16 protein-coding genes and 1 tRNA gene are annotated in these 25,914 nt (G+C 66.5%); 3 read left to right on the top strand and 14 right to left on the bottom strand.

Annotation, left to right across the window (positions count from 1 at the left end; genetic code table 11):
• Window positions 1-2: 2 nt before the first annotated feature.
• The 6 genes from R5O87_RS13860 to R5O87_RS13835 are packed head-to-tail and all read right to left on the bottom strand — an operon-like array spanning window position 3 to window position 7,776.
• Window positions 3-1,838, bottom strand: a complete 1,836-nt coding sequence (locus R5O87_RS13860) for a protein kinase domain-containing protein (protein WP_410556555.1) — start codon at window positions 1,836-1,838, stop codon at window positions 3-5.
• A complete protein-coding gene (locus R5O87_RS13855; RefSeq protein WP_410556556.1) occupies window positions 1,835-3,289 on the bottom strand; it encodes a peptidoglycan D,D-transpeptidase FtsI family protein in 1,455 nt (484 codons plus the stop codon). The genes R5O87_RS13860 and R5O87_RS13855 overlap by 4 nt, the downstream gene beginning before the upstream one ends.
• Window positions 3,286-4,734 carry an FtsW/RodA/SpoVE family cell cycle protein gene (locus R5O87_RS13850; RefSeq protein ID WP_331575217.1) on the bottom strand — a complete coding sequence of 483 codons (1,449 nt, stop codon included), beginning with the start codon at window positions 4,732-4,734 and terminating at the stop codon, window positions 3,286-3,288. The genes R5O87_RS13855 and R5O87_RS13850 overlap by 4 nt, the downstream gene beginning before the upstream one ends.
• Window positions 4,731-6,554: a protein phosphatase 2C domain-containing protein gene (locus R5O87_RS13845; RefSeq protein WP_410556557.1), complete on the bottom strand. Its 1,824-nt coding sequence runs from the start codon at window positions 6,552-6,554 to the stop codon at window positions 4,731-4,733. Before R5O87_RS13845 ends, R5O87_RS13850 begins: the two co-directional genes overlap by 4 nt.
• A gap of 2 nt (window positions 6,555-6,556) precedes the next feature.
• A complete protein-coding gene (locus tag R5O87_RS13840; RefSeq protein WP_387102377.1) occupies window positions 6,557-7,039 on the bottom strand; it encodes an FHA domain-containing protein FhaB/FipA in 483 nt (160 codons plus the stop codon).
• On the bottom strand, window positions 7,036-7,776 hold the full coding sequence (locus R5O87_RS13835) for an FhaA domain-containing protein (RefSeq protein ID WP_410556558.1): 741 nt from the start codon (window positions 7,774-7,776) through the stop codon (window positions 7,036-7,038). The genes R5O87_RS13840 and R5O87_RS13835 overlap by 4 nt, the downstream gene beginning before the upstream one ends.
• A 391-nt stretch (window positions 7,777-8,167) precedes the next feature.
• On the opposite strand from R5O87_RS13835, the gene R5O87_RS13830 reads away from it, so the two are divergent.
• Window positions 8,168-8,250 (top strand) — tRNA-Leu (locus tag R5O87_RS13830).
• Window positions 8,251-8,339: 89 nt separating this feature from the next.
• Here the strand turns inward: R5O87_RS13830 and R5O87_RS13825 are convergent.
• The 4 genes from R5O87_RS13825 to R5O87_RS13810 all read right to left on the bottom strand — a co-directional run bounded on the left by R5O87_RS13825 (window position 8,340) and on the right by R5O87_RS13810 (window position 12,693).
• On the bottom strand, window positions 8,340-9,074 hold the full coding sequence (locus R5O87_RS13825; RefSeq protein ID WP_410556559.1) for a hypothetical protein: 735 nt from the start codon (window positions 9,072-9,074) through the stop codon (window positions 8,340-8,342).
• 234 nt (window positions 9,075-9,308) lie between these two features.
• Window positions 9,309-10,673: an MFS transporter gene (locus R5O87_RS13820; RefSeq protein WP_410556560.1), complete on the bottom strand. Its 1,365-nt coding sequence runs from the start codon at window positions 10,671-10,673 to the stop codon at window positions 9,309-9,311.
• A 186-nt stretch (window positions 10,674-10,859) separates the two neighbouring features.
• Entirely contained in the window at window positions 10,860-11,555 is a 696-nt protein-coding gene (locus tag R5O87_RS13815; protein WP_462836308.1) for a FadR/GntR family transcriptional regulator, read from the bottom strand.
• 10 nt (window positions 11,556-11,565) lie between these two features.
• Window positions 11,566-12,693: an L-talarate/galactarate dehydratase gene (locus R5O87_RS13810; RefSeq protein WP_003800296.1), complete on the bottom strand. Its 1,128-nt coding sequence runs from the start codon at window positions 12,691-12,693 to the stop codon at window positions 11,566-11,568.
• A 141-nt stretch (window positions 12,694-12,834) separates the two neighbouring features.
• Between R5O87_RS13810 and metH the strand changes: the two genes are divergently transcribed.
• The gene (gene metH / locus R5O87_RS13805; RefSeq protein WP_410556562.1) at window positions 12,835-16,485 is read left to right on the top strand and encodes a methionine synthase; all 3,651 of its coding nucleotides are present in this window, start codon (window positions 12,835-12,837) and stop codon (window positions 16,483-16,485) included.
• Here the strand turns inward: metH and R5O87_RS13800 are convergent.
• The 3 genes from R5O87_RS13800 to R5O87_RS13790 all read right to left on the bottom strand — a co-directional run bounded on the left by R5O87_RS13800 (window position 16,475) and on the right by R5O87_RS13790 (window position 21,820).
• A complete protein-coding gene (locus R5O87_RS13800; RefSeq protein ID WP_410556564.1) occupies window positions 16,475-19,384 on the bottom strand; it encodes an ATP-binding cassette domain-containing protein in 2,910 nt (969 codons plus the stop codon). The two genes, metH and R5O87_RS13800, sit on opposite strands and share 11 nt — an antisense overlap.
• Complete coding sequence (locus R5O87_RS13795) at window positions 19,381-19,950, bottom strand: hypothetical protein (RefSeq protein WP_410556565.1); 570 nt, start codon at window positions 19,948-19,950, stop codon at window positions 19,381-19,383. Before R5O87_RS13795 ends, R5O87_RS13800 begins: the two co-directional genes overlap by 4 nt.
• A 322-nt stretch (window positions 19,951-20,272) precedes the next feature.
• Entirely contained in the window at window positions 20,273-21,820 is a 1,548-nt protein-coding gene (locus tag R5O87_RS13790; RefSeq protein WP_410556567.1) for a sensor histidine kinase, read from the bottom strand.
• A gap of 1,092 nt (window positions 21,821-22,912) precedes the next feature.
• Between R5O87_RS13790 and R5O87_RS13785 the strand changes: the two genes are divergently transcribed.
• Window positions 22,913-23,500: a TetR/AcrR family transcriptional regulator gene (locus R5O87_RS13785; RefSeq protein ID WP_410556568.1), complete on the top strand. Its 588-nt coding sequence runs from the start codon at window positions 22,913-22,915 to the stop codon at window positions 23,498-23,500.
• Between the two features lie 150 nt (window positions 23,501-23,650).
• Here R5O87_RS13785 and betT read toward each other — a convergent pair whose 3' ends face one another.
• Window positions 23,651-25,717, bottom strand: a complete 2,067-nt coding sequence (gene betT / locus R5O87_RS13780; protein WP_410556570.1) for a choline BCCT transporter BetT — start codon at window positions 25,715-25,717, stop codon at window positions 23,651-23,653.
• Window positions 25,718-25,914: the final 197 nt, after the last annotated feature.

Here is a 25,914-nt window from a genome sequence, read left to right as displayed (position 1 = left end):
GCTTACCTTCCAGTTGGCGGGCCGCTTGGAGTTGGCGTGGGTGTGGGGATCAGCGGTTCGGCAAGGTGGTAAGTGACGACCGACCCGGCGTCGACCTCCCGGCCGCTGTCGGGCTCGGTCCGGACCAGCGTTCCGGGGTCCTGGCCGGGGTCGCCGGCCTCGTCAGCGCCCTTTTGCCAGCGCAGCCCGGCCTTCTCGATGGCTGCCTGGACCTCCTTTTCAGTGCTGCCCGTGCTGATGTCCGGGACCCTGATCTTCTCAGGGCCCTTGGAATAGGTGACAGTGACGGTGTCACCGGCCTGCAGCGGGCCCGACGGGTTGAGGTCCGTGACCGTGCCCGGGGCGGCAGGGTTGAACACTTCCTTGCCGTCCACCTTGAGGCCCAACGCGATCAGTTCGGTGCGTACCTCACTGAACTGCTTGCCCAGGTACGCCTCAGGGATCACGTTGATGGCCGCGGGAGTGGTCTGCGTAGGCGTCGGGGTCGGCGTCGGGGTTTCCGAGGTCTGCGTAGGCGTGGGCGTTGCACTCGTGCTGATGCTGCGGCTCGGTGTGCTCGACGTGGTGGCGGCCGGGCTCTTGGTCGGGAACAGGAAGCCCGCCTGGCTCAGCAGGATACCGGCGACGGCGAACAGCACCAGCAGGATGAGGGCGATCAGCGGCCAGGTCCACGGGCTGCGCTTCCGCCGCTCGGGCTCATCCTCTGGTTCGTCGTCGTACTGTTCCGGTTCCTGGTCCCAGGTGCGTTCGGCTGCCAGGGCATCGGCACGCGACAGCGTGCTCCCGGCACGTGTGGGGGCGGCATCCGGGTCACCGGCCGCCGCAGCCGCCGCCCCGCCGGCGGCAGCGCCGGCGGCCGCAGCGCCAAGCACGGGCAGGGCGGAGGTGGCTGTCGTCGAGCTCTTCTCCGAGCCGATCACGCCGGTGGGCGCGGTGGCGATGTTCACAGGGGCCGTCATGGCGCCGGTGCCGCCTTCGTACAGGAGCATGCCGGGGACGGCGGCGTGGGCCGCAGAGATGTCACCGTTGCGGATGGCCTCTGCCGCCTCGGCCAGCTTGATGGCGTTGGCCGGCCGGTTCTTCGGATCCTTGGCCAGCATGGACATCAGCAGTGCACGGACCGGCTTGGGCAGCGACTCCGGCAGCGGCGGCGGCGCGTCGTTGACCTGCGCCAGCGCGATGGCGATCTGGGATTCGCCGGAGAACGGCCGGTGCCCGGTGAGGCACTCGTAGCCGATCACTCCGAGCGAGTAGATGTCCGAGGCGCCGGTGGCGGTCTGGCCGGTGGCCTGTTCGGGGGCGAGGTACTGGGCGGTGCCCATGACCTGGCCGGTCTGGGTCAGCGGCACCTGGTCGGCCAGGCGCGCGATGCCGAAGTCGGTGACCTTGACCCGCCCGTCAGGGGTGATCAGGAGGTTTCCGGGCTTGACGTCACGGTGCACCAGGCCCTGGGCGTGGGCCACGGACAGGGCCCGCGCCGTCTGGGCCATGATGGACAGCGTGCGGTCCGGCGAGAGGACCTGCTCGTGCTCGATGATGCTGCTCAGCGGCTGGCCGGGGACCAGCTCCATCACCAGGTAGGCGGAGCCTTCCTCCTCGCCGTAGTCGAAGACGTTGGCGATGCCCACGTGGTTGAGCAGGGCGGTGTGGCGGGCCTCGGCACGGAACCGCTGGAGGAAGCCGGGGTCACCCGTGTACTCCTCTTTGAGTACCTTGATGGCCACGATCCGGCCTAGGATCTGGTCCTTGGCCTTCCAGACTTCACCCATGCCGCCGATCGCAATACGCGTGGTCAACTGGAATCTGCCGCCGAGGGTGATTCCCGATGTAGGCCTCACTTATTCAACACCGCCTCAAAAATCTTCTTTGCGTTCGGACTGGTTAGCTGTGCTCCGGTGGTGATGTCCACGCCCTGCATGACAACGGTGACGGACACTTGCGGATCGTTGGCCGGGGCGAACCCGGTGAACCAGGAGTTGTTCAGGCCGTTCCCGAGCTCGGCGGTGCCGGTCTTGCCGGCCACCTGGACACCGGGAACGCCGGCACCCGAGGCGATGCCCTCGCTGACCACGCTGGTCATCCATTCGGTGATCTGCCCGGCGATCTCGGGCGTCGTGGAGGTCCGCAGAGCCACCGGCTTCGGTTCATCGATGACCCTGAGGTCCGGGGAACGGACTGCCTTGATGAGGTTGGGTGCCATCTGCACCCCGCCGTTGGCGATGGCCGAGGTCATCAGTGCAATCTGGAGCGGCGTCGCCCGGACGTCGCGCTGGCCGATGGCGGACTGCGCCAGTCCGGCGGCGTCGAGATCCGACGGGAAAACGCTCTTGGCGTAGTCCAGCTTGAGCTGGTCGCCCAGCTCCTGGTTGAAGCCGAACTTGCTGGCTTGCTGGGCTATCGCGTTTTCGCCGAGGTCGCGGGCAATGCTGGCGAACGGGGTGTTGCAGGACTGCTGCAGCGCGAACGCGAAGCTGGCTGTGTTCCGGGTGTAGCAGTTGCCGCCGGCGTAGTTGGGCAGCTGGTACTGGATCCCCGGGAAGCTCATCTGGGCAGGGTTGGGCAGCACGCTGTCGGCGTTGTACTTGCCGGAGTTCAGGGCTGCTGCCGTGTCCACCAGCTTGAACACCGAGCCCGGTGCCAGCAGGGCGCCGGTGGGGCCGCTGACCGAGGGGTTCAGGTTTACGCCGGGGACCTTAATGGCGTCGTTGTAGGCGGCCTGTTCCTTGGCAACGTCCTGGGTGGCGATCAGGTTGGGATCGTAGGACGGCTTGCTGACCATGGCCAGGATGTTGCCCGTCTTGGGATCGGTCACCACGATCGAGCCCCGCTGGCCGTCCGGGATCAGGTCGTACGCCAGCTTCTGGATCTTGGGGTCGATCGTCAGCTCGACGGACGCGCCCTTGGGCTGGTTGCCCAGAAAGAGCTGCCCGATCCGGTCGAAGAACAGCTGGTCCGAGCTTCCGGCGAGCTGGGCATCCATGGCGCCTTCGAGGCCGGTGACCCCGTAGCTCCGGGAGAAGTATCCGGTCAGCCCGGCATACAGCTCGGGCTGGTTGTACTTGCGCTGGAACTTGCAGGACTCGTTGCCCGGCACGGATTCGGCGATGGCCGAACCGCCCACGAGGATCGCCCCGCGGTCATTGCAGTAGTTCTGCAGGATGGCCCGCCGGTTCCACGGGTTGGCTTTGAGCTCGTCCGCGCCCACCACCTGGACGTAGCTGATCGCACCGAAAATCAGGGCGAACATCGCGATCGCGGCGATCCATGAATGTCGAATGGCCTGGTTCACAGGTGTTTCACCGCCTCGGTGGGAGCGTCTGGGAGGGTCTGGGTGGCGTTACGGTCCTGCCGGCTTCCTGCGGCGGTCACCGGCTTCTGCGCCTCCGGTGTCCGGCCGGGCTGCATCGGCGAGGTGTCCACCGGGCCGCGGGCCGTGTGCGAGATCATCAGCAGCAGGCCCACGATGATCCAGTTGGCCAGCAGCGAGGAGCCACCCGCGGCGAGGAACGGCGTGGTGAGGCCGGTGAGCGGGATGAGCCGCGTGACGCCGCCGATCACCACGAAGCACTGCAGGGCCACGGCGAAGGACAGGCCGCAGGCGAGGAGTTTGCCGAAGGCGTCGCGGGTGCCGAGGGCCGCGCGGAAACCGCGGGTGAAGAGCAGCAGGTACATCATCACGATGGCGAACAGGCCGATCAGGCCGAGTTCCTCACCGAAGGAGGCGATGATCATGTCGCTGTTGGCGAACGGGACCAGGTTGGGCCGGCCCTGTCCGAGGCCGGTGCCCACGAGGCCGCCGCTGGCCATGCCGAACAGGCCTTCCACGATCTGGCCGCTGCCGCCGGGGGAACGGCCGAAGACTTCCTCGGTGAAGGCGTTGAGCCAGCTGTCGATGCGGAGGGCAACGTGCGAGAAGACCTTGGACGCCACGAAGCCGCCGCCGAGGATCAGGGTGAGGCCGATGACCACCCAGCTGATGCGGCTGGTGGCCACGTAGATCATCACGATGAACAGGCCGAAGAACAGGACTGACGATCCGAGGTCGCGCTGGAAGATCAGTACACCGATGCTGACGAGCCAGGCGGTGATCATCGGGCCCATGTCCTTGAACCGCGGGAACTGCATCGGCCCGATCTTCCGGCCGGCCAGCATGATGAGGTCCCGGTTCGAGGAAAGATACCCGGCAAAGAATATGGCGAGGGTGATCTTGGCGACCTCACCGGGCTGGAACGTCATGGGTCCGAGGCGGATCCACACCCGGGCGCCGAGGATTTCGCCGGCGGAGATGCCGGGAACCAGCGGCAGGATCAGGAGCAGGGCACTGACGGCCAAGGAAATGTACGTGAAGCGGCGCAGCACGCGGTGGTCCTTGAGGAACCAGATCACGGCGATGGCAACGGCCATGGCGATGACGGTCCACCGCAGCTGGTTGTTGCCGGTGTCCTCCCCGGGGGCGTCCAAGCGGTGGATCATCGCCAGGCCGAGGCCATTGAGGGTAATCACCAGTGGAAGTATTACCGGGTCGGCATATTTGGCACGGAGCCGGAGAACCACGTGGAACACGAGGGATGCGACGGCCAGCAGGCTGGACTGGAACCAGAAGTCGGTGTCCAGTGACGTCTGTTCATCGATGCTGATCAGTGCGTTGGCGCCGATGCTGACCGACAGGGCGAGCACGAGCAACAGCAGTTCCACGTTGCGCCGGGGTTTGGGCATGGTGTCGGCGTGGCTCATTGGCCCCCCTCACAGGTTGCGGTTGGGGTGGGTACGGCCGAGGCTCCGGCTGTTGCGGTCGGCGAGGCCGTCGGCTTGGCGGTGGAGGTCGCCTTCGGTGACGCTGTTGCCGTCGGCTTCGGTGTGGCGGAAGCCTTCGCGGTAGCCGTGGCCTTGCCTGTCGCCTTCGGCGTGGCCGAAGGAGTGGCGGTGGGCGAGGGAGTCAGGCACTCATCCGACGGCGCGGTGCTTCCCGTGCGCTCGAGGTTCTTCACGATCCGCTGGGCATCGTAGAGATCCCGCGCGGGGACCGTCTGGCGGACCCGCTGCTGCGAGAACTGCGGCAGCGAGTCCATCTTGATGTCCGTGACCGCTTCCAGGGTGGAAAGCTGTATGGGCCCGAGGCGCTGGGATACCCCGTTGAAGATGGCCACCCGCTGGTCGAACTCGCCGATGTAGTAGCGCGTCTGGGTCCAGGCGTAACCGAGCCAGAGGCCGACGGCGAGAACCAGGAGTGCCGCGCCGGCAATTCCCAGGGTGAGCCAGCGGCGGGGACGCCTGGCCGGCGCGAATTCGTCGGCCTCGTCGCGGGCCTGGTCCGCCTTGTGGGTCAGGACCGTGGCGGCGCGGCGGGCGACGGTGCGGCCGGCGATGGTGGGGATGGAACCGGTCTCGGCAGCAGCAACGGCGGCGCCGACCAGGATGTGCGGCCGGGAGGAAAGCTCCTCGCGCAGCACCTCGGCGGAAAGATGTTCACCCAGATGCGGGTCTGTGCTGGTGGAAGGCTCGTTGGACGGCTTCTCTGTGCCTTCGGCTGCGTCACCCTCGGCTGCGCTAGCCTCGGCTGCGCTGGCGGACGCGGGCGCGGACGCGGGCGCTGCGGCAGCCGGGGTGGCAGGAGGTGCGGCGTCCGGCTTCGCTTCGGCTGGTACGGCGCCCGGCGCCGCGGCGTCGGGCCCGGCAGGAGGAGCGGCGGCAGCTACATCGGGGGCCGCAGCCTTGGTCCCGGTAATCGCTTCCGGTTGCCCGGTGTCAGGCACGATGTCGACGGCGGCGGTACTGACGTCGTCGGGCGTTTCCTCCACGATCTCCACCATGACAACGGTGACGTTGTCCGGCGCGCCCGCCTCGAGGGTGAGGTCGACGAGGGTCTCGACGCATTCGTGGAGGTCCGGGGTTTCCCGCACGGTGCGTTCCACGACGTGGCCTGCCACGTAGTTGAGGCCGTCGGAGCAGAGCAGCCAGCGCTCTCCGGGCTGCACCTCGATCGTGGCGAGGTCCAGTTCGGGGCTGGCATCGACGTCGCCGAGGACACGCATCAGGACGTTCTTGTGCGGATGCGTTTCTGCTTCCTCGGGGCGCAGCCGGCCCTCGTCGATGAGGCGCTGGACGAACGTGTGGTCCACGCTGATCTGTTCGAACTCGCCGTCGCGCAGGCGGTAGGCGCGGGAATCGCCGATGTGGGCAAAGTGCAGCTTGCCCTCGGCGAGCAGCAGGGCAGTCACTGTGGTGCCCATGCCCGCCAGCTTGGGATTGATGTGGACGAGTTCCGAGAGCAGCGAGTTGGCGGTCTGGATCTCGTCGGCCAGCACGGTGCCGGCGTCGTCGTCGTAGTCATCGGTGTCCAGGTGGATCATGTCCAGGACAGTGGCGGCGGAAGCAACATCGCCGCCGGCGTGGCCGCCCATGCCGTCCGCCACGACGGCCAGATGCCGGCCCACGTAGGCGGAGTCGTCGTTCTTCGCGCGGATGCGGCCGACGTCGGAGCGCGCCGCGTAGCGCAGGATAAGGGGCCGGGGCGAGGCTGGAACCTCGTCCGCGGGCATGTCCGGAGCGGCCATGGCTACGGCCTCAATTCAATGACCGTCTTGCCGATTCTCACGGGTACACCAAGGTCCACGGGCAGGGCCCTGGTGAGCTGCTGGTCGGCCAGATAGGTGCCGTTGGTGGAGCCGAGGTCCTCGATGAACCAGCGGCTTCCCTGGGGAAAGAGCCGGGCGTGCCTGCCGGACGCATAGTCATCCTCGAGGACCAGGGTGGCCTCCTGTGCGCGGCCCAGCAGGATGGGGCTGGCAGCCAACGGGACCGTACGGCCCTTGAGCGGGCCTTCGGTGACCAACAACTGGCGTGCCTGTTGCTTGACCGGCGCCGGAGCCGGTTCGGCGAGTTCGGGATTCTTGCGCACCTGCCGTGCCGTGGGGGCCCCGGTGGCGGCCTTGCGGCCGATCATGAGGTCCCGCCGCATGGCGGAGACGATGCTGAAGATGAGGACCCAGAGAAGAAGCAGGAACCCGAAGCGCAGGGCCGTGATGGTCAGTTCGCTCATGGGCGGCCGCCATTGTTGGCGGGCAGGAGGCGGAAGATGATTTTGGTCCGTCCCATCGTGATGGTGGAGCCGTCGGTGAGCTCCATGCTGCCGGCCACTTTGTGTCCGTTGACATAGCTGCCGTTGGTGGAGCCAAGGTCGACGGCGGTGGTGGTTCCGCCCTGGGTCTGGATTTCCAGATGACGGCGGGAGACTCCGGTGTCGTCCACCAGGATGTCAGCCTCTGATGAACGGCCCAGGACGACTGAGGGAGCATTGAGTGAATACCGCTGGCCGTCAATGTCCAGGACAGGCTGCAGGCGGACCGGCTGGCGGCTTGGCGCTGCCGGGACGTTGGCCCGCGGGGCGGCCGGGGCGGCGCCGGATGACTTCTCGGTTTTTGAGGTGATCTCGAAGTCTCCGGCCCGGTGGGATTCGTCCCGCCGGAACGAGATGCGGACCGGACCCTGGAGGATGTAGCCCTGGCTGCGGACGTGGTTGATGACGACGTCGCAGAGTTCCTCGGCCAGCGGCGTTCCCCATTCCTGGGCGCGCTGGAAATCCTCGTCGCTCAGGAGGACATCGAAAACGTTGGGCACCAGGGTGCGGCCGGCGGCGATGGTGATGGCCTTGTGGTCCACTTCGCGGCGGAGGCGGCTCGCGATTTCCACGGGCTCAACCTGCGCTTTGGAGCCGGTGGAGAAGACGCCGCGGACGGCCTTTTCGATGCCGCGCTCGACCTTGTCCAGCAAACCCATGGTCTTCTCCTTTCCTTGCTGCTGAGGGACAGCACGTCCCGTGGAACTCGTTCAGGCAACGCAGTCACAACAAAACACCGTGCCCGCCGGAAGCGGGCCCCTATGTATCCGATACTACTTGCCACGTCTGCGAAAGACCTTAATCCACAACGTGCCGGGAACCCGATTCGTTCACGTTTCCCCGGTGAATGTGGGCGCGATCACAGGCACGGATCCTCCCTCGGCCGCGGTCTCAGGGGTCTTCCTAACCCCTGTCCTGCCGGGGATAACCGTGCCGAAAAGTGGCTCCGATGCGCCGATTAGGAATTTGCGGGGAATGTCCGTTATGCTTGATCTCGCTGCTTTTACGAGGTACAAACCGGACTCCGGTTGGCCGAGTGGAAGAAGTTGCGCGCGAGTGGCGGAACGGCAGACGCGCTGGCTTCAGGTGCCAGTGTCCGAAAGGGCGTGGGGGTTCAAATCCCCCCTCGCGCACGCATCAGAACCCCGGGAAATCAATGATTTCCCGGGGTTCTTTCTTTGTTTTGGCCGGCGCCCTCTAAGCCCGGTTACCGGGACCCCTTTTACCCCGCCGCCAGTGCTGCGTTGACAAGCTTGGCGAGCTCCGGCGCCGCACCTGCTGTCACGCTTCCGGCGGCCCCGGTTTTCACGGCCGTGGCCGCCAGCGTGCCTTTAACACCCGTAACCGTGAGTACGGCCTGTTTCTGGCCATTGGGGAGGGTCTGGGTCTGCAGCGCGCTGACCGACTTGTCAGCTTCCACCGCCACATCGATCGGCTTCATGGCACTCGTGATTTTCTGCCCCTTCAATTCGAACGTATAGGTTGCGCAGTCGCGGACCGCTGTATCGCTCTTCTCGAACTGGGTTGTCATGACTGCGGGATCCTTGACCGCGAAGACCGTCACCACCGTTGCCGTCTTGGCCTCCGCCGCGAGGCTTGCGCCCGCTGCGTAGGTGCTCCCCTCGGGCACCTGCGTGTTGTTGTCTGCCAGCACCCCGCAGGCCTTCGGCGTAATGACGGCGTTCTTGAGCAGTTCCCGGGCGACGATCAGGCCCTGGTCCACCTGGGCGGCGGGAACCACGGTCAGGGCCTGGCCCTGCGCGTCCTTAAGCCCCGTGACGATCGCCGTGAGGTCCTCGTTGGTGTAGGCCTTCGCCGGAGACGTTGATGCCGGAGACGTTGGTGCGGCAGGCGCGGAGGATGGCTCTGCCGTGCTTGAGGGTGCGGGGCCGCCGCAGCCCGCGAGGAAAAGGGCCGCTGCTGCGGCGAGGGAGGTTGGCGCGATGCTTCGTTGCATGAGTGGATCCCCGTTCCCTGTGCCGGGTGACCCGCGGGTTTTCGCAGGCTTATCCCGGAAACCGCCCCAGCCGGGGCCGGAGCGCAGGGAGCAGCGTTCGGTTTTGCCCGGCCGCGTGCGATTGCTCCGAGCCTACGACGCTTGTCCCTTCAAGGCCAGAGCGCCGGCGGCCCAATCCCAGACGCCGCGGGCGAGTGCCGGAATTCCGGCACCCGCCCCAAGGCAATGGATGGCCTACTTCGCGGTTGACGGTTCCATCCGGGTTGCGCCCGGCACCGCTGCCTTCTCGGTAACGTCGCCGGCCGGCTTCCGCTCCTTGAGGAAGTACACCAGGATGGCAGCCACCGTTGATGCCGCGGCGAGGGCGAACAGGCCGGGCACCACGCTTCCGGTCTGCTCCTTGATGATGCCGAATCCGAACGGTGCCACGAAGCCGCCGAGGTTACCCAGCGAGTTGATGATGGCGATGGCGGGGGCGAGGACTAGCGGGTGCAGGGCCGACTGCGGGATGGTCCAGAACAGCGGCGACGCGCTCTTGAAGCCCATGGCTGCGATGGCGAGGAACACCAGGGCAAGGACCGGGGTTGCGACGGCTGCCGCGAGGGTGCCGACGGCGGCCACGAGGAGTGCGGCGACCAGCAGCGGGCGCTTGGACTTTGCCTTGTCCTGCCACTTGGCGGCGAAGTACATGGCGAAGACGGCGCACACCCAGGGAATGGAGGACAGGAAACCGACGCTCAGGTCCGTGGTGCCGGGGATCTGCTTGACGATGGTCGGCAGCCAGAACGTGTTCGCATAGATGGAGAGCTGCACCGAGAAGTAGATGCCGCACAGCAGAAGGATCTGGGGGTTCAGGAGCATCTTCCAGCGGTTGACCTTGCCGCCCTGCGTGCCGTTGGCCGTCGTGTGCTGGGCGTCCTCCTGGTCGATGGTTGCGGTGAGGGCGGACTTCTCGCCGGCCGTGAGCCACTTGGCGTCCTGGATCTTCGCGTCCAGGAAGAAGAACACGATGATGCCGACGACGACGGACAGCACGCCTTCGAAGCCGAACAGCCACTGCCAGCCGCGCAGGCCCAGGACGTCATGCAGGCTCAGGAGCAGGCCGGCGATGGGGCCGGACAGGGCAGCGGCCACAGACGAGCCGGCGATGAAGACGGCGGTCGCCTTGCCGCGCTGGCCGGCGGGCACCCAGCGGGCGAAGTAGAAGATCACAGCAGGGAAGAAGCCGGCCTCCGCCGCACCCAGCAGGAACCGCAGAACGTAGAACATCATCTCGTTCTGGACGAACGCCATGAGGAAGGACACGATGCCCCAGCTGACCATGATCCGGGTCAGCCAGATCTTGGCGCCGTACTTTTCCATCATCACGTTGCTCGGAAGCTCGAAAATGGCGTACGCGATGAAGAACAGCCCGGCGCCGAAGCCGTAGGCCGCGGCACCGATGCCGACGTCAGCCTGAAGATGGTCCTGCGCGTAGCCGATGTTGGACCGGTTCAGCTGGTTGCACACCAGCATGACCAGCATGACGGGCAGCACGCGCCGGAAAAACTTCTTCATGGCCGAAGCCACATCCGTGACAGCGATGTCTACAGACTGCATGGGGGGAATCCTCTTTGATAGAGCAGCAAGATCACGCTGTGGGGACTACGGGGCAGGCCGTTGTGGTCCTCGCCACAGCACCTGTTAACTGTAAGCAGTTGCTTTCATGCCCGTCCAACACACATATTGCATGGCGTGATACCCGCAGGGAACCACCGTCGCCGCGCCTACTCGCGCGCCCGGCTCCTAGTCCCGCCCGGCCCGGAGCCTGCGCCGCGAGTTGGCCAGGTGGTTGCGCATCGCAGCGGACGCCGCGGCGCCATCGCTGTCCGCGATGGCGGCAAAGATGGACCCGTGTTCGTGGACCACCTGTTCGAAGTGGTCCCGGGCGTAATGCTCGACGCCGGTCATCAGCCGGGTGCGCGGCATGGCGATCATCGTCTGGCCCAGGGAGGCAAGGCAATCCGTGTAGAAGGGGTTTCCCGAGGCTGCGGCGACGGCCTTGTGGAACTCAAAGTCCGCCTTCATCGCGTGCGCCGGGTGCTCCACGCTGTCCGTAAAGTCCGTCAGGGCCTGCCGCAGGGCGTTCAGCTGCCGCTCGGTCCGGTTGCCGGCAGCCAGCGCCGCCGCTTCGGTTTCGACGCCGATCCGGAATTCCAGCAGGTGCAGCCGGTCCTCGGCGGTGACCACAGCCCTGGCGGGCTGGCCCGCCGTCGGACCCGCCGTGGGCGGGGTCAGCGCAAAGCTGCCCCGCCCACGTTCGGTTTCCACGAGGCCTTCGGCCTGGAGCCGCGTGAGCGCGGACCGGACGACGGTCCGGCTGACGCCGAATTCCCCGATCAGGGTGTTTTCGCTCGGAAGCTTCTCACCGGGCTGGATGACGCCGTCGACGATGCGGGTGCGAAGGTCGGCGGCGAGGTCCGCGGTCAGGTTCCGGCTCATGGATTCAAGGTTACGCGCCGAATTCCGCGGTCTCGGTGGTCCATGCGCGGGCCTGGTCGCTGAGACTGACGCCGAGGCCAGGACGGTCCGGAACGATCATGCGGCCGTCCTTGGTTTCCAGTCGCTCGTTGAACAGCGGGTCCAGCCAGTCGAAGTGCTCCACCCACGGTTCGCGCGGGTAGGCGGCGGCCAGGTGCAGGTGGATTTCCATCGCGAAGTGCGGGGCGAGGCCCAGGCCGCGTTCGTCCGCGAGGGCGGCCAGCCGGAGGAACTGGGTGATGCCGCCGACGCGCGGGGCGTCGGGCTGGATGATGTCGCAGCCGTTGGCGGCGATGAGGCCCTTGTGCTCGGCCACGGAGGCAAGCATTTCACCGGTGGCGATTGGGGTGTCCAGGACCTGGGCGAGGTGGGCGTGGCCCTCGAAGTCGTAGGCGTCGAGCGGCTCTTCGATCCAGATCAGGTTGAACTCCTCGAGCTGGCGGCCCATGCGCAGTGCCGTGGCGCGGTCCCACTGCTGGTTGGCGTCCACCATGAGGGGCACGTCCCAGCCGATGTGCTCGCGGATGCCGGCCACACGGCGCAGGTCTTCCTTGGTGTCCGGGAGGCCCACCTTGATCTTGATGCCGCCGATGCCTTCCTCGACGGACTGTGTGGCGCGGGCCTTCACCTCGTCGAGGGTGGCGTTGAGGAAACCGCCGGAGGTGTTGTAGGTCTGGACGGAGTCGCGGTAGGAGCCCAGGAGCTTGGCCAGGGGCAGGCCGGCGCGCTTGGCCTTGAGGTCGTACAGGGCGATGTCGATGGCGGCGAGGGCCTGGGTGGCCACGCCCGAGCGGCCCACGGAGGCGCCGGCCCAGAGCAGCTTGGTGTAGAGCTTGCCGATGTCGTTCGGGTCCTCGCCGATGATGCCTTCGGCGACTTCCTTGGCGTGCGCGTACTGGGCCGGGCCGCCGGCGCGCTTGGAGTAGCTGAAGCCGAGGCCGGTGTGGCCCTGTTCCGTGGTGATCTCGGCGAAGAGGAAAACCACCTCGGTCATGGGCTTCTGCCGGCCCGTGAAAACCTTGGCGTCGCTGATCGGGACGGCCAGCGGAAGGCGGGCGGTGGAAAGTTTGACGTGCCGGATGAGATCGACGGTGCTCATTGGGTTCTCCTTGGAAGTAGGGGCAACATCGCCCGCTCACATAGGATACAAGTTAGATACTTGTAGTACAAGTGACTGTCCCATATCGTGGTACAGGGGAAATACGGCGCGCAGATCTGCCCCCGCCCGTAGTCTGTTTACATGCCTCGTTTTGCGCTTGATATCGACTCCGTCCCCCGTCCCGATCGCTCCCAGTTGCTGCTGGATGCGGTGAACCACCGGGTGGTCATTGCCGATGGGGCGATGGGAACCATGCTCCAGGACCGGGAACTGTCGCTGGAGACGGATTTCCAGGGGCTGGAAGGCTGCAACGAGATTCTCAATGACACGCGTCCGGACGTCATCGCGGACATCCATGACGCGTACTTCGCGGTGGGGATCGATGCCGTCGAGACCAACACCTTCGGTGCGAACTGGTCAAATCTCTCCGACTACGGCATCGACGACCGGATCGAAGAGCTCGCCCGGAAGGGTGCGGCAATCGCCAGGGAACGTGCCGAGGCTGCGGAAGCCGCTGACGGACGGATGCGGTGGGTCCTGGGCTCAATGGGGCCGGGCACGAAGCTCCCCAGCCTGGGGCACACCAGCTACGACTACCTCAAGCAGACGTTCGCGCTGCAGGCCGAAGGCCTCATCGACGGCGGAGCGGATGCGTTCCTCGTCGAAACGAGCCAGGATCTCCTGCAGACCAAGGCCGCGGTCAACGGCTGCAAGCAGGCGATCGTGGCCCGCGGCATCCGCCTCCCGATCTTCGTCGAAGTGACCGTCGAGACCACCGGAACCATGCTGATGGGATCCGAAATCGGCGCAGCCCTCACCGCGCTCGAGCCGCTCGGCGTCGACGCCATCGGCCTGAACTGCGCCACCGGGCCGGACGAGATGAGCGAGCACCTGCGCCACCTGGCCAAGCAGTCCTCCGTGGCGATCGCCTGCATGCCCAACGCCGGCCTGCCCATCCTCGGCGCCAACGGTGCGTACTACCCGCTTTCGCCCACGGAACTCGCCACCTCGCACGAGCAGTTCGTACGGGAGTTCGGCCTGGGCCTGGTGGGCGGCTGCTGCGGTACGACGCCGGAACACATGGCCGCCGTCGTCGAACGTCTTGCGCCCTTCCGCACCAGCGCCGCCGTCACCAGCGGCGGGAGGGGCGCCGAGGGCGAACGCCTTCCCACCGAGCGCGAAGCAGGCATCGCTTCCCTCTACCATCACGTGAATTTCGACCAGGAGTCCGCGTACCTCGCCATCGGTGAGCGCACCAACGCGAACGGCTCGAAGGCGTTCCGCCAGGCGATGCTCGAGGAGCGCTGGGACGATTGCGTTGACATCGCCCGCGAGCAGGTCCGCGTCGGCGCGCACCTGCTGGACGTCTGCATCGACTACGTGGGGCGCGACGGCGTGGCCGACATCAAGGAGGTCGTCTCACGTTTCGCGTCGGCCTCCACGCTCCCGCTCGTCATCGACTCCACCGAACCGCCCGTCCTGCAGGCCGGCCTCGAACTCATCGGCGGACGCCCGGTGGTCAACTCCGTCAACTACGAGGACGGCGACGGCCCCAACAGCCGCTTCGCGCGCATCATGCCGCTCGTGAAGGAACACGGCACGGCGGTGATCGCCCTGACCATCGACGAGCACGGCCAGGCGCGCACCACCGACGGCAAGGTGGCCATCGCCTCGCGCCTCGTCGACGCCCTGGTGGGCGAATGGGGGATGCGCGTCGAGGACATCATCGTCGACGCGCTGACCTTCCCCATCGCCACCGGCCAGGAAGAAACCCGCCGGGACGCCATCGAAACGATCGAAGCCATCCGGCAGATCACCACGAAGTACCCCGGCATCCAAACCACCCTCGGCGTCTCGAACGTGTCCTTCGGCCTGAACCCGGCGGCGCGCATCGTCCTGAACTCGGTGTTTCTGCACGAGGCAGTGCAGGCGGGCCTGACCAGCGGCATCATCGACGCGGCGAAAATCGTGCCGCTCGCTTCACTCCCGGAGGACCAGCGCAAAGTGGCTCTGGACCTCGTCTGGGACCGCCGCGAGTACGACGCCGACGGCAACCTGACGTACGACCCGCTGGCCATCATGCTGGACCTGTTCGCCGGCGTCGACACCGCAGCGCTCAAGGACCAGCGCGCGGCGGAACTCGCGGCGCTGCCCACCGGGCAGCGCCTGGAGCGGCGCATCATCGACGGCGAAGGCAAGGGCCTTGAAGAGGACCTGGACCTGGCCCGCGCCGAGGGGCTGACCCCGCTCGGCATCATCAACGACTACCTGCTCGAAGGCATGAAGGTGGTGGGCGAGCGGTTCGGCGCCGGTGAGATGCAGCTGCCGTTCGTGCTGCAGTCCGCGGAGGTGATGAAGACCGCGGTGGCACTGCTCGAGCCGCACATGGAGAAATCGGATGCCTCTGGCAAGGGCACCATGGTGATCGCCACCGTGCGCGGCGACGTGCACGATATCGGCAAGAACCTGGTGGACATCATCCTCACCAACAACGGCTACAAGGTGATCAACCTCGGCATCAAGCAGCCGATCGCCGACATCATCGCCGCGGCCGAGGAACACGACGCCGACGTGATCGGCATGTCAGGCCTGCTCGTGAAATCCACGGTGGTGATGAAGGAGAATCTGGCGGAGCTGCAGTCCCGTGGCCTCGGGAAGAAGTGGCCGATCATCCTCGGTGGCGCAGCCCTGACCCGTGCCTACGTCGAGCAGGACCTGGCAGGCCAGTTCGAGGGCGAGGTGCGGTACGCGAAGGACGCCTTCGAAGGCTTGTCCCTCATGGAACCGCTGGTGCGTGTTGCGCGCGGTGAGGCGCCGGACGCCGTGGGCCTTCCGCCCCTGAAGAAGCGCCTCCACCGGACGGGTGCGAAGGTCACTCTGACTGAGCCGGAGGCCATGCCCGGGCGGTCCGACGTCGCCGCCGACAACCACGTTCCTTCGCCGCCGTTCTGGGGCACGCGCATCGTGCGCGGCGTCTCGCTCCACGACTTCGGTGCCTTCCTCGACGAGCGCGCCACATTCATGGGGCAGTGGGGGCTCAAGCCCGGCCGCGGCGACGACGGCGCCTCCTACGAGGAACTGGTGGAACGCGAGGGCCGCCCGCGGCTGAGGTACTGGATGGACCGCATCCTCGGCGAGGGAATGCTCGACGCGTCAGTCGCATATGGCTACTTCCCGGTGGTCTCCGAGGGGGAACAGGTGGTGGTGCTGCACCATGGAGAGGACCGCGATGGCGTCCTCGGCACCCCGGGCCTGCTCGCCCCCGACGGCGGATCAGGCGGTCCGCTCGGCACCGAGCGGCTGCGTTTCGATTTCCCGCGCCAGCGCCGCGACCGGCACCTGTGCCTCGCCGACTTTGTGCGGTCGCGCGAATCGGGGCAGATCGACGTCCTGCCCGTGCAGTTGGTCACCGCCGGCGGCAACGTCGACCAGGTGACCGCCAAGCTCTTCGCCGGCGACCACTACCGCGATTACTACGAGCTCAACGGCCTGGTCATGCAGCTCACCGAGGCACTCGCCGAGTTCTGGCACGCACGCATCCGCTCGGAGCTGGGCTTCGCCGCCGAGGACCCCAAGGACAAGGCCGGCCTGTTCAAGCTCGATTACCGCGGTGCGCGGTTCTCGCTCGGCTACCCCGCGTGCCCGGACATGGAGGACCGCCGCAAGGTGGTGGAACTGCTGAAACCCGAGCGGATGGGCGTGGTCTTGAGTGACGAGCTGATGCTGCACCCCGAACAGTCAACCGATGCATTCGTGTTCCACCACCCGGAGGCGAAGTACTTTAAGGTGTGAGCCGACGCCGGTCCGGGTCCTGCGTCGGTTGGGCCCGGGCGGGTTGCCCGCCTTGGCTTCCGCCCGGGCCGGCGACCGGCTTGACCCGCCGCAGGGCGGCGAGAATGGCCCTGCCCACCACAGTGATGCCGATGATCGTGGTGACGGCGCGCAGGGTGTCCCATCCCGCCGTCGAGGTCAAAAGCGAGTAGAGCAGGAAGCTGCTGAGATTGGTGGCCAGCGGCGCGCCGGGCGTGTACGAGATGCCGGTGCCGGCGCCCACAGCGAAGGGCCAGAACCACAGATTGGTCAGCAGGCCGAACACGTAGGACGCCAGGATGCCGTAGCCGCACAGCATCCACAGTTCGGCCCGCCCCCGCACCCGGCCGGGGAGCAGGCCTGCCCCGGCGGCCACCCACGCGCAGGCGAAGATCTGGAACGGTGACCATGGCCCGATGCCGCTCCACAGGGCACTGGAGACGGCGATGGTGGCGGCGCCCAGGAGCATGCCGAAGCGGGCACCGAAGGCCCGGCCGGCCAGGATCAGCAGGATAAAGACTGCCTCCACGCCCCCGACGCCGGTGCTTGCCACCCGCACCGCCGAGCCGATGGCAGCCAGAACGCCGAGCAGCGCCACCGTATGCGCGGAGCGGACCGAGCCGTCCAGGGACACCACGATGGCGACGACGGCAAGGGGTGCCATGGCCAGCGCCGCGTAGGGGACGGCCGCGGCGGCATCCTCCGGAAGGGCGGCAGCGAGCAGGGGCCAGCAGAATGCGCCGAGGGCCAGGAGATTTGCCGCGGTGAGAACCGTGAGCTCCACAGCCCGCGGCAGCCGGAAGCAGCGGGCTTTTCCGGCCGCGGGAAGGTTGGCTGGACGGGCGGTGAATGGTACTGCTGCGGGGCGGTGGGTTGGTTCGCTGCCGTGCGCTGTTTCGCTGCGCTGTGATTCGACGACGGGCGCCGTGGCGGCGCTGGCCGGCGCGGCTTCTGTCACGGAGGAGGGGGTGACACCGTCGCGCATCGGCAGGATCCGGGCTCCGAGGCCGTGGGCGAAGTCGAGGTCGTGGGTGGCGATCAGGACCGCCGCGCCGGCGTCGGCTGCGGCCCGCAGCGCCGCCGCGACTGCTGCGCGCGCCACGGGATCGAGTCCGCGGGTCGGCTCGTCGATCAGGAGTACCTGGGGGTCGTACGTGGTCTGCAGCGCGATGGCCAGGATCCGGCGTTCACCTGCGGAGAGGTCCCGGGGATGCTCGTGTCCGATGGGAACCCGGACGTCCCCGCGCAAACGGGCAAGGCGTGAAGCAGCGTCGCCGGGCGCCGGTTGGGCGCCGCTCTTTCGGCGCGCCTGGCGCCGCTCTGCCGCGCGGAGCTCGGCAGCGACGGTATCCCTGGTGAAGAGGTCGTCAGAGGCGTCCGGGACGAGGGCTATGCGGCTGCCGTCGGCTGTGTTTTCCCTGGGTGTGCTTTCCCCGGGCGTGCCTTCACCGAGGGCGAGTGCCACAAGGAGGGAGGACTTCCCGGCGCCGTTGGGCCCCACCAGGGCGACCACTTCACCGCGGTGCAGGGAGAGGGAGGCGTCGTGCACGAGTGGCTTGCCGCCGCGGTGCACCGCGAGGTTTGTGGCAGTGAGCACGGACGCGTGCTGTACCGGCGGATCCGCCGGTTGTGCCGGCGTCGGATGCTGGGCGACCGGATGCGAAGGTTGGGGCACTGCCCCTGGTACCAGGGCGCCGTCGTCGATGTTCCACCACAAGTCTGCAACGGGTACCAGCGGCTCCGCCCGGTGCTCCGCCACGATGACGCAGACGCCGGCGTCGCGGGCGAGGCCGTTGAGCACGGCGACGACGCGTCGGCGTGCTGCGGTGTCGAGGTCGGCGAGGGGCTCGTCCACGAGGAGGAGGGCCGGATGCTCCACTATTGCGGCGGCGATGGCTACGAGCGTTGCCTCACCCGCGGAGAGGGTGCTGAGATTCCGGTCCAGCAGCGCCGACACCCCGACCCGCTCCGCGACCTCCCGCACCCAGTCTTTGGCGGTGGCGGGGGCCACGCCGCGCAGCTCAAGTGCGAGGGAGATTTCGTCCCGGACCCGGGTGGTGGCGAATGCGGCGCGGGGGTTCTGCAACACGACGCCGACGAGGCGGGCAGTGTCGCGCGGCGGCGCGGTGGCGCGGTCCGTTCCGCCGACCCGCACCGTGCCGGAAATGTCTCCGCCGTCGACGTGGGAGAGGAGGCCCGCGATGCCCCGCAGGATCGTGGACTTGCCGGAACCTGTCGGCCCGGTGATGACCGTGATTGACCCACTCGGCGGCGCAAAATCGGCGACGCGCAGCCGCGTGTTTGCAATGCGGAAATGTGCGTCCCGGACGAGGACCGGCGGTTCGCCGCCGAGGGCGGGCTGGTGTGCTGCCCGGCTGCCGAAGCCGCGCAGCTCCAAGGCGGCGGCGACCCGGCTGGCGTGCTCGAGGGTGCGCTCGAGCACGGGAACAAGGGCGCGGGGTCCGAAGCGTTCGCCGCGCAATCGGAAGGCCAGGCGCACGGAGTTTACGGCGTCGGCGAGGGCCGGCAGCGCCGCCCAGGCCACCACAAGCATCCGGGCTATGCCCTGCATGGGGCCGCCGCGGGCCAGGTGCACGAAGCCGCGGGCGACGTCCACCCAGGCGTTGAGGACCCCGAAAGCGAGGATCATCCCGGCAATCGGCAGGGCGGACAGGACCGCCTCCCAGAGGCCAGGCGCCGTTACCGGACCGAGGAGGACCACATGGGCGTACGGGGGAGGCAGCGGCACCGGCGGCGTGTCGAGCAGAACGGGGCTGCCGATGCCCGCCCCGTTGAAGAGGATGCGGTAGACGACCCGCGCCGCGATGAAGACGGCGGCGAGAGCCGCCGCGGCGCGTAACGGCGCGGGTCGAAAGGTCACGCCGCGGGTGCTGCCGGTGCGCCGTCGACCGTGTAGAGCAGTTCCAGGCTCTGTCCCGGGCTCACCTTGAGGGTGGCGAGGCCTTCCTGTGCGTAGGCCCAGGCGCCGGTGGCGGGCTTAACCCAGAGCGACCAGTAGGCGAAGGCAGCCGGCATCTTCTTGCAGTCTTCCTTGTACGTGCCGCCCTTGTGGGTGATGTCGAGGTCTGCGGCGGGGACACCGTTCACCCGGCACACCAGTTCCTTGGGGTATTGCTCGGTGCCCTCGGTCTTCACCTTGGCATCGTCGAGGACCTTGGACGCGAGCGTCGGCCCGCTCGCAGGCACGCAAACTGAGGTGTCGGCGGCGGCCTGCTTCAGGGCGCCGGAATCGACGATGACCTTCACGCCGGCGCAGGGCTCGGCGGCCGCGCTGGCTGATGCTGATGCTGATGCCGATGCGGTGGAAGCAGGGGCGGAGGTAGCGGGCTGGGTGGCGGCGGGCGCGGAACACGCGGCGAGAGTAAACAGGAGACCGGCGGCGGCGAGGGAGCTCGCGGCGGCGGTGCGGATCTTAGTCAAAGTCACCAGTCAAGGGTAGGTCGTTGCCGGTCCGGATCCGGATGCTGTCGCGTTGTGTGACGCTGTCGTTGCGGCACCGGCGTGGCCAACGCTGTGGCGCCTACTCGGTGTAGCTCTTGAGGCACCGCCAGCGGGCAGTTTCGCGGGCAGGGCATACGCGAATCTTGAGGGCAGTGTTTACGCGGAATTCCGGGAGTGGGGGAGTAGCTCGGAAGTGTCGCGTTGGAGGACCGTCATATGCGACAGAAGTAGCGTCCAGCAGCCACGGTTCCAAGCGCCGTACTTCCGCTGAGGACCATTAGAGGTGTCAGGCTCCTATCTGCCTCGTTTACGACGGGAGGGTGAGCGTTACGGTGGTTCCCTGGCCCGGCGCGCTCCGCAGGCTGATGGAACCGCCGTGGCCCTCCACGATGGTTTTGCTGATCGGCAGCCCCAGGCCGGCGCCCGGAATGGCCGTTTCGCGTGAGCGGGCAGACCGGAAGAACTTGGTGAAGGCCTGCTCCTGTTCCGGGCCATCCATGCCAATGCCGGTGTCCGCGATGGAGCAGACGACGTGGCTGTTTGCCCGGTAGGCACGGGCGGTGACCTTTCCCCCGTCTGGCGAGAACTTGATTGCATTGGAGACCAGGTTGCCGAAGACCTGGCGGATCCGGCCTGGGTCGATGCAGGCGGCCAGGGGTTCCTCGACGTCGAGGACCAGCTCCACACCGCAGACCGCCGCCTTGGCGCGCGAGGAGGCCACGACCCCGGCCAGCAGTGCGGCGACGTCGGCATCCTGCAGGGTCAGTTCGATCCGCTCCGAGGCGACTGCGATCAGATCGTTCACGAGGCCCAGCAGGTGGTGGGCGTTGCGCTCCACGATCCGCAGTTCCTCCTCAATGCCCTCGTGGCCGGGCTCGTCGAGGACGAGCTCAAGGTAGCCCAGGATGGAGGTCAGCGGGGTGCGGAGCTCATGGGAGACGGTGGCCACGAAGTTGTCCTTGGCGGAGAGCGCACCGATCAGTGCCGTGACCTCGGCGAAGGTGATCACCGCACCGGCATGGTTTCCGTTGGTGGAACTCATGGTGCGGGCCGTGACGGAGTAGGCGCGCATCTCCTCGCCCTCGCCTGCCCCGTATTCGCCTGCCCAGTACAGCTCGTCGGTGAACGTCTCGCCGCCGGCCGCACGCGCCGTCGGGAAGCGTTCCGGCGGCACCGGTGTGGTGCGGTCGGCCTGGAACAGCCGTGGCCGGGTGCTGGACGGGGCCAGCACCGACAGGGCTGCTACAGACAGTGCTGCGTCCGTCTCCAGCGCTTTGTTGGTCAGTACGTCCTTGCCGTCCTGGTCCACGACCCACACGGCCACATTGACCGTGGATAGTACGGCGTCCAGGAGCCTCTGCCGGCGGATGCTCTCGGCGGCTGTGTCCGCCAGGGCTTCGTCCTTCCTGGCCAGGGTCTGGCGCTGGCGGTACAGCGTGCCCGCCAGAACATGGGCGGTGACCGCGATGGCGGCCATGACCAGTGGCAGGAAAATCGTCCGGATGATCGGCCCCTGCGCGGGCGGGGTGCCGAAGGCCGCAGCGGGCAGCAGGGTGCTCAGGAGAGTCGCAGCCACGGCGAGGACGACGCCGGCGCGGTTGCTGTCCACGGACAGCCAGATGACGGGAAACACCAGCAGCAGGCTCAGGACGTTGAAGTTGGGACCGCCCGCCTCCCGCGTGAAGCCGATGGCCAGACAGTCCAGCACGGGAATCACGGCGTAGGCTCCCGCCGGAAGCCTGCCCCAAGGCACGGCAATGCTCAGGACGAAAAGGGTCGCGTGGGCCAGCAGGGCGAGGCGGAAGCGTGGATCCGCCAGGGTCTCCGGGTAAAAAACCGCGGCGGCTGCAACCACCAGCAGCACAGTGATTGAGAGGGGGCAGCTGCCGCACGATTACGCGGCCGCGCTCCCCGCGGCGAAAGAAGGCATCACCCCGGTCTGACAGTTCAAACCTGTCGGCCAGTTCTGGGCCGGCGCCAGGCCGACGCTCGGGCTGGACATCCGGTTCCCCTACACGACACATCAGTCTCTTCCCCCCGGAGCAGGACCAAGTAAGGCCCCGGCTGCTTGAAGGGCGCTGGTCACAGAGTAACCCGCAGGAGGCGGGTGGGCACCGACGTTTCACACTTAGGTTCGACGCTGGTGGAACCGATCGGCGTTGAAGGCTTCGCAATCTCATGGTCAAAACGGGCTCTGAGAAGCCGCTCCGCTGCACCACGTGTCCGCCGGGGAGGTTTCGCTTCCCTACTGATCATCCTGTTAGAGGTTGCGGCATCCTGGTGATGGTCAGACGGGCACGGCATGTAGGACATTCAAAGCGTGGCAGTCACCATTCGGGTGGGCTTGCTGTGCTCAGGCTCTGCTGCCGGGTCTGGTTGTGAGTCTCGCGCTCCCGCGTATTGAATGCTGCTTGGGTCGAATCCATCCGAACAAGGTTGAAGGCGATTAGCCCGAAAATTTTGGGCGGTCCGGTCAGCCACGGCCGTAGGTGCTGTCCTGCTGATCACTGCCCGACCTGTCCGGCGCTCTGGAGCTACGGTTCACAGCCACTCTGCTCCAGGGACATGACCAGTGTCTGTTCTGCACCTTATGAAATGTGTGGATGTTCGTTCGGATCTGGGCCGGGTTGTTACCCCTATTTGCGGGGGAAAGCATCGCAGCTGCTTTCTCCGACGCTCCGGCAAGCCAACCACGCTTTAATCGGTCCCGCTCCTGCACCTTCGCCTACTGCCTAGTTCACCGCGACGAAGTTTGGGCCGGTGCCGACGAAAATAGCCTTACCGATCAAGGAACGCGCGTTCATAGCGGGCATGGGCCTGAGGCGGTGTGCTTCGCAAACCCAGACGGGACGTTTGTCCCAGTCAACGGTTCAGGACAAAGGGGTAGGACACTAGTGTTAGGAACAGGCCCCCACCCGGGCGAAAACGGGATACTGGAGAGTGAGCTATGCGGATACCCGCGGAAGAACGAAAAGAACAACTAATTGCGGCGACCGTTGAACTGATGCGTCGTGAGGGCGTTCAGGCCGTGACCGTCCGGGCGATCGCCAAGGAAGCCAACGCGCCCCTGGCTACGGCACATTATTGCTTCACTGGGAAAGACGAGATTCTGGACGCGGCCGCCGAGGCGTGGCTGAAGAATTTGAGTCTTTTTTCCAGTGACGTCCCGGTCGATCTGGGGTTGCGTAAGGCCGTGGAACAAGTCGCGGAAGGCTACTGGCGGGCGCTGGAAGAGGAGCCGGCCAACCTTCTTGCTGAGATCGAAATGATTCTGTGGGCAACTCGCAATATCGCCGTCAGCCCGCTTGCCGCGAAAATTTATCCCGCCTACGAAAAAGAGCTGGGAAACATATTCTCCTCCGCGGCAACAAACAGCGGCGAAGAGTGTCTCATCAGCTTTGCCATGCTTGCGCGGTCCTTCCTGATGATCTACGACGGAGCGGTCATTCAGTACCTCACCGACCCCGAGGCTGCCGATCACAGGGTCATGTTCTTCATGATGCTGGATGCACTTCTGCTCAAGGCCGGCGTCTAGACTTCGCCGATATCGGAGCGGCGACTTCGCCGCCCCGATATCGGTTCGCTTTCGTTGTATTGAAGGCTGACGCGGTTTCTAACCGGGTTCTATGGCGCTGCAGAGCTTCCGGATTGCGGGAGGCGGTGGTTCTGATGGCCCGTGTCCGGGTTAGTCCTCGGCGCGGGTGTCCGTGCTGTGGGCGTCTTGGGGGTTCAGGTGGGTGAGGAAGCCGAGGTGTGCTTCGTACCGGGCCAGGACGTCGTCGATCATTTGCTCGTGCGTTACGCCCATTAGGTCATAGCCCTCGGAGCCGGTCGCGGTGAAGACTTCCACGCGGTAATAGACGTCGGTTTCCGGGAACATCCGCCCACCGAATACCGGCATGTGGGCTTCAACGGCCTGCACTTGATAGAGGAAGTCGGGATGGTCCGGGATGTTGACTACCATGGCGTAACTGGAAATGCCTGTCTGGTCGTTCGGGACTATGTCCATGGTGGCCTGGTGGCCCTGCTTGGTGAACTCTGCGATAAGTTCGGTCAGGGCTGGTTGCACAGTGTCTTCCATGAACTGGGCTGCCTGCTTTTTCGAGGGATAGGACCATATTCCGGCGAGCCTGTGCCGCCAGGTGCGTTCGGGCACGTGACCGCCGTCTGCTGCCGTTGACCGTCGGCGTAGTATCCGGCCTTCACGTTGGGCGCGCTCGATGCGCAGTGCCTTCGTGAAGGAGGCCATGATCAGCCAGGCGATGATGGTCACGGGCAGGGCGAAGATGAGTGTGGCGTGTTCCATGGTGGTCACGCCGCCTGCTACCAGCATCGCGATGGTCAGCAGTGCGGTGACCAGGGCCCAGAAGATTCGGAGCCATTTGGGCCCGTCCTGGGATGGGTCGGGGATGGTGGAGGAGAAGTTGGACATCATCATTGCGCCGGAGTTGGCGCTGGTGATGTAAAACAGCATGCCGGACAGGGTGCCCAGGCCAATCAGGAAGGGGGCTCCGGGGAACATGCCGAGCAGCGCGTACCAGCCCTGTTCCGGGCTTTCGGTGGCGAGTTTGGCGAATGCGGTGTTTCCGCCCAGGACTTCGTGCATGGCGCTGTTGCCGAAGATGCTCACGACCAGGAAGTCGCACAGCACCGGGGCGGTGATGGCGGCGATTACGAACTCGCGCAGGGTCCGGCCCCGCGAGATGCGTGCGAGGAACAGGCCGACGAACGGGCCCCAGGCCAGCCAGAAGGCCCAGAAGAACAGGGTCCAGCCGCCCATCCATTCCGATCCGCCGTGTTCGTAGGCGAATGTCTGGAGTGTGCGGCCGGGCATGGTGACGATGAATTGGCCGATGTTCTCCACCAGGGAGTTGAGCAGGAAGGAGGTCTGGCCGGTCACCAGGATGTACAGCAGCAGGGCTGCCGCGCACCAGATGTTGAGCTCGGCTATCCAGCGGATTCCTTTGTCCACACCGGATGTGCATGCCCCGATGGTCAGTACGACGGCGACAATCACCAGCGCGATCTGCAGGGCCAGGCCCTGCTCCAGGCCGAACATGATGGAGAAGCCGACGTTCAGCAGCACGACGCCGATGCCCATCGCCGTGGCGACGCCGAAGACGGTCCCTACCAGGGTGATGATGTCGATCGTGTCGCCGACCCCGCCGTGGACGCGTTTGCCCAGCAGGGGATACAGGGCTGCCCGGATCGACAGGGGCTTGCCGTGCCGGTAGGCGAAATACCCCATTGCCATACCAAGCAGCGAATACATGGCCCAGCCTGCCATCCCGTAGTGGAACATGGTCCACACCACGGCATCCTGGGCGGCCGCCGCCGTCTGGCCTTGGCCTGAGGGGGGCGACATGTACTGGGTGATGGGTTCGGTCACGGAGTAGAACAGCATGTCTATGCCCACGCCGGCCGCGAACAGTTGGGCCACCCATGTGAAGAGTTTGTATTGGGGGCGGGAGTGGTCCGGGCCCAAGCGGATCGAGCCGACCTTGGACAAGGCGACCCACAGGACAAAGCCGATGACGACGGTGACGGTGAGGACGTAAACCCAGCCGAGGTTTTCCGCGGTCCAGCCCACCACCGCCTTCATGGTGTCCTCCGCGTTACCGGGCGTCAGGATCGCCCAAATGGAGAATGCCAGGGTGATGGCTGCAGCGATGATGAGGACGCGCCAGTTGACCTTGGGCCCGCGGTCCTTAGTGACTTGGGCGGGCGCCGTGTCAGGGTCTTTCTTGATCATGGTGATGCTCAACGATCCAACTCCAATTCTGGTTCTGTGCCACGCGCAGCAGCACATCCTGTGATGTGTTCGTGGCCCTTTCGTCGTCCGCCAGAAAACCGGCGCCCGGGGAGCCTCGGGATTACTAGGGGTGCATGCGGCAAGCAAACTAGGTCCACATGTTCCAATCGCATTCCGGCCCGGGGGCGGGTTCGCCG

Source organism: Arthrobacter globiformis (genome assembly GCF_046536215.2).
Lineage (GTDB): Bacteria > Actinomycetota > Actinomycetes > Actinomycetales > Micrococcaceae > Arthrobacter > Arthrobacter globiformis_E.
This window is presented reverse-complemented; position numbering and strand designations above follow the sequence as displayed.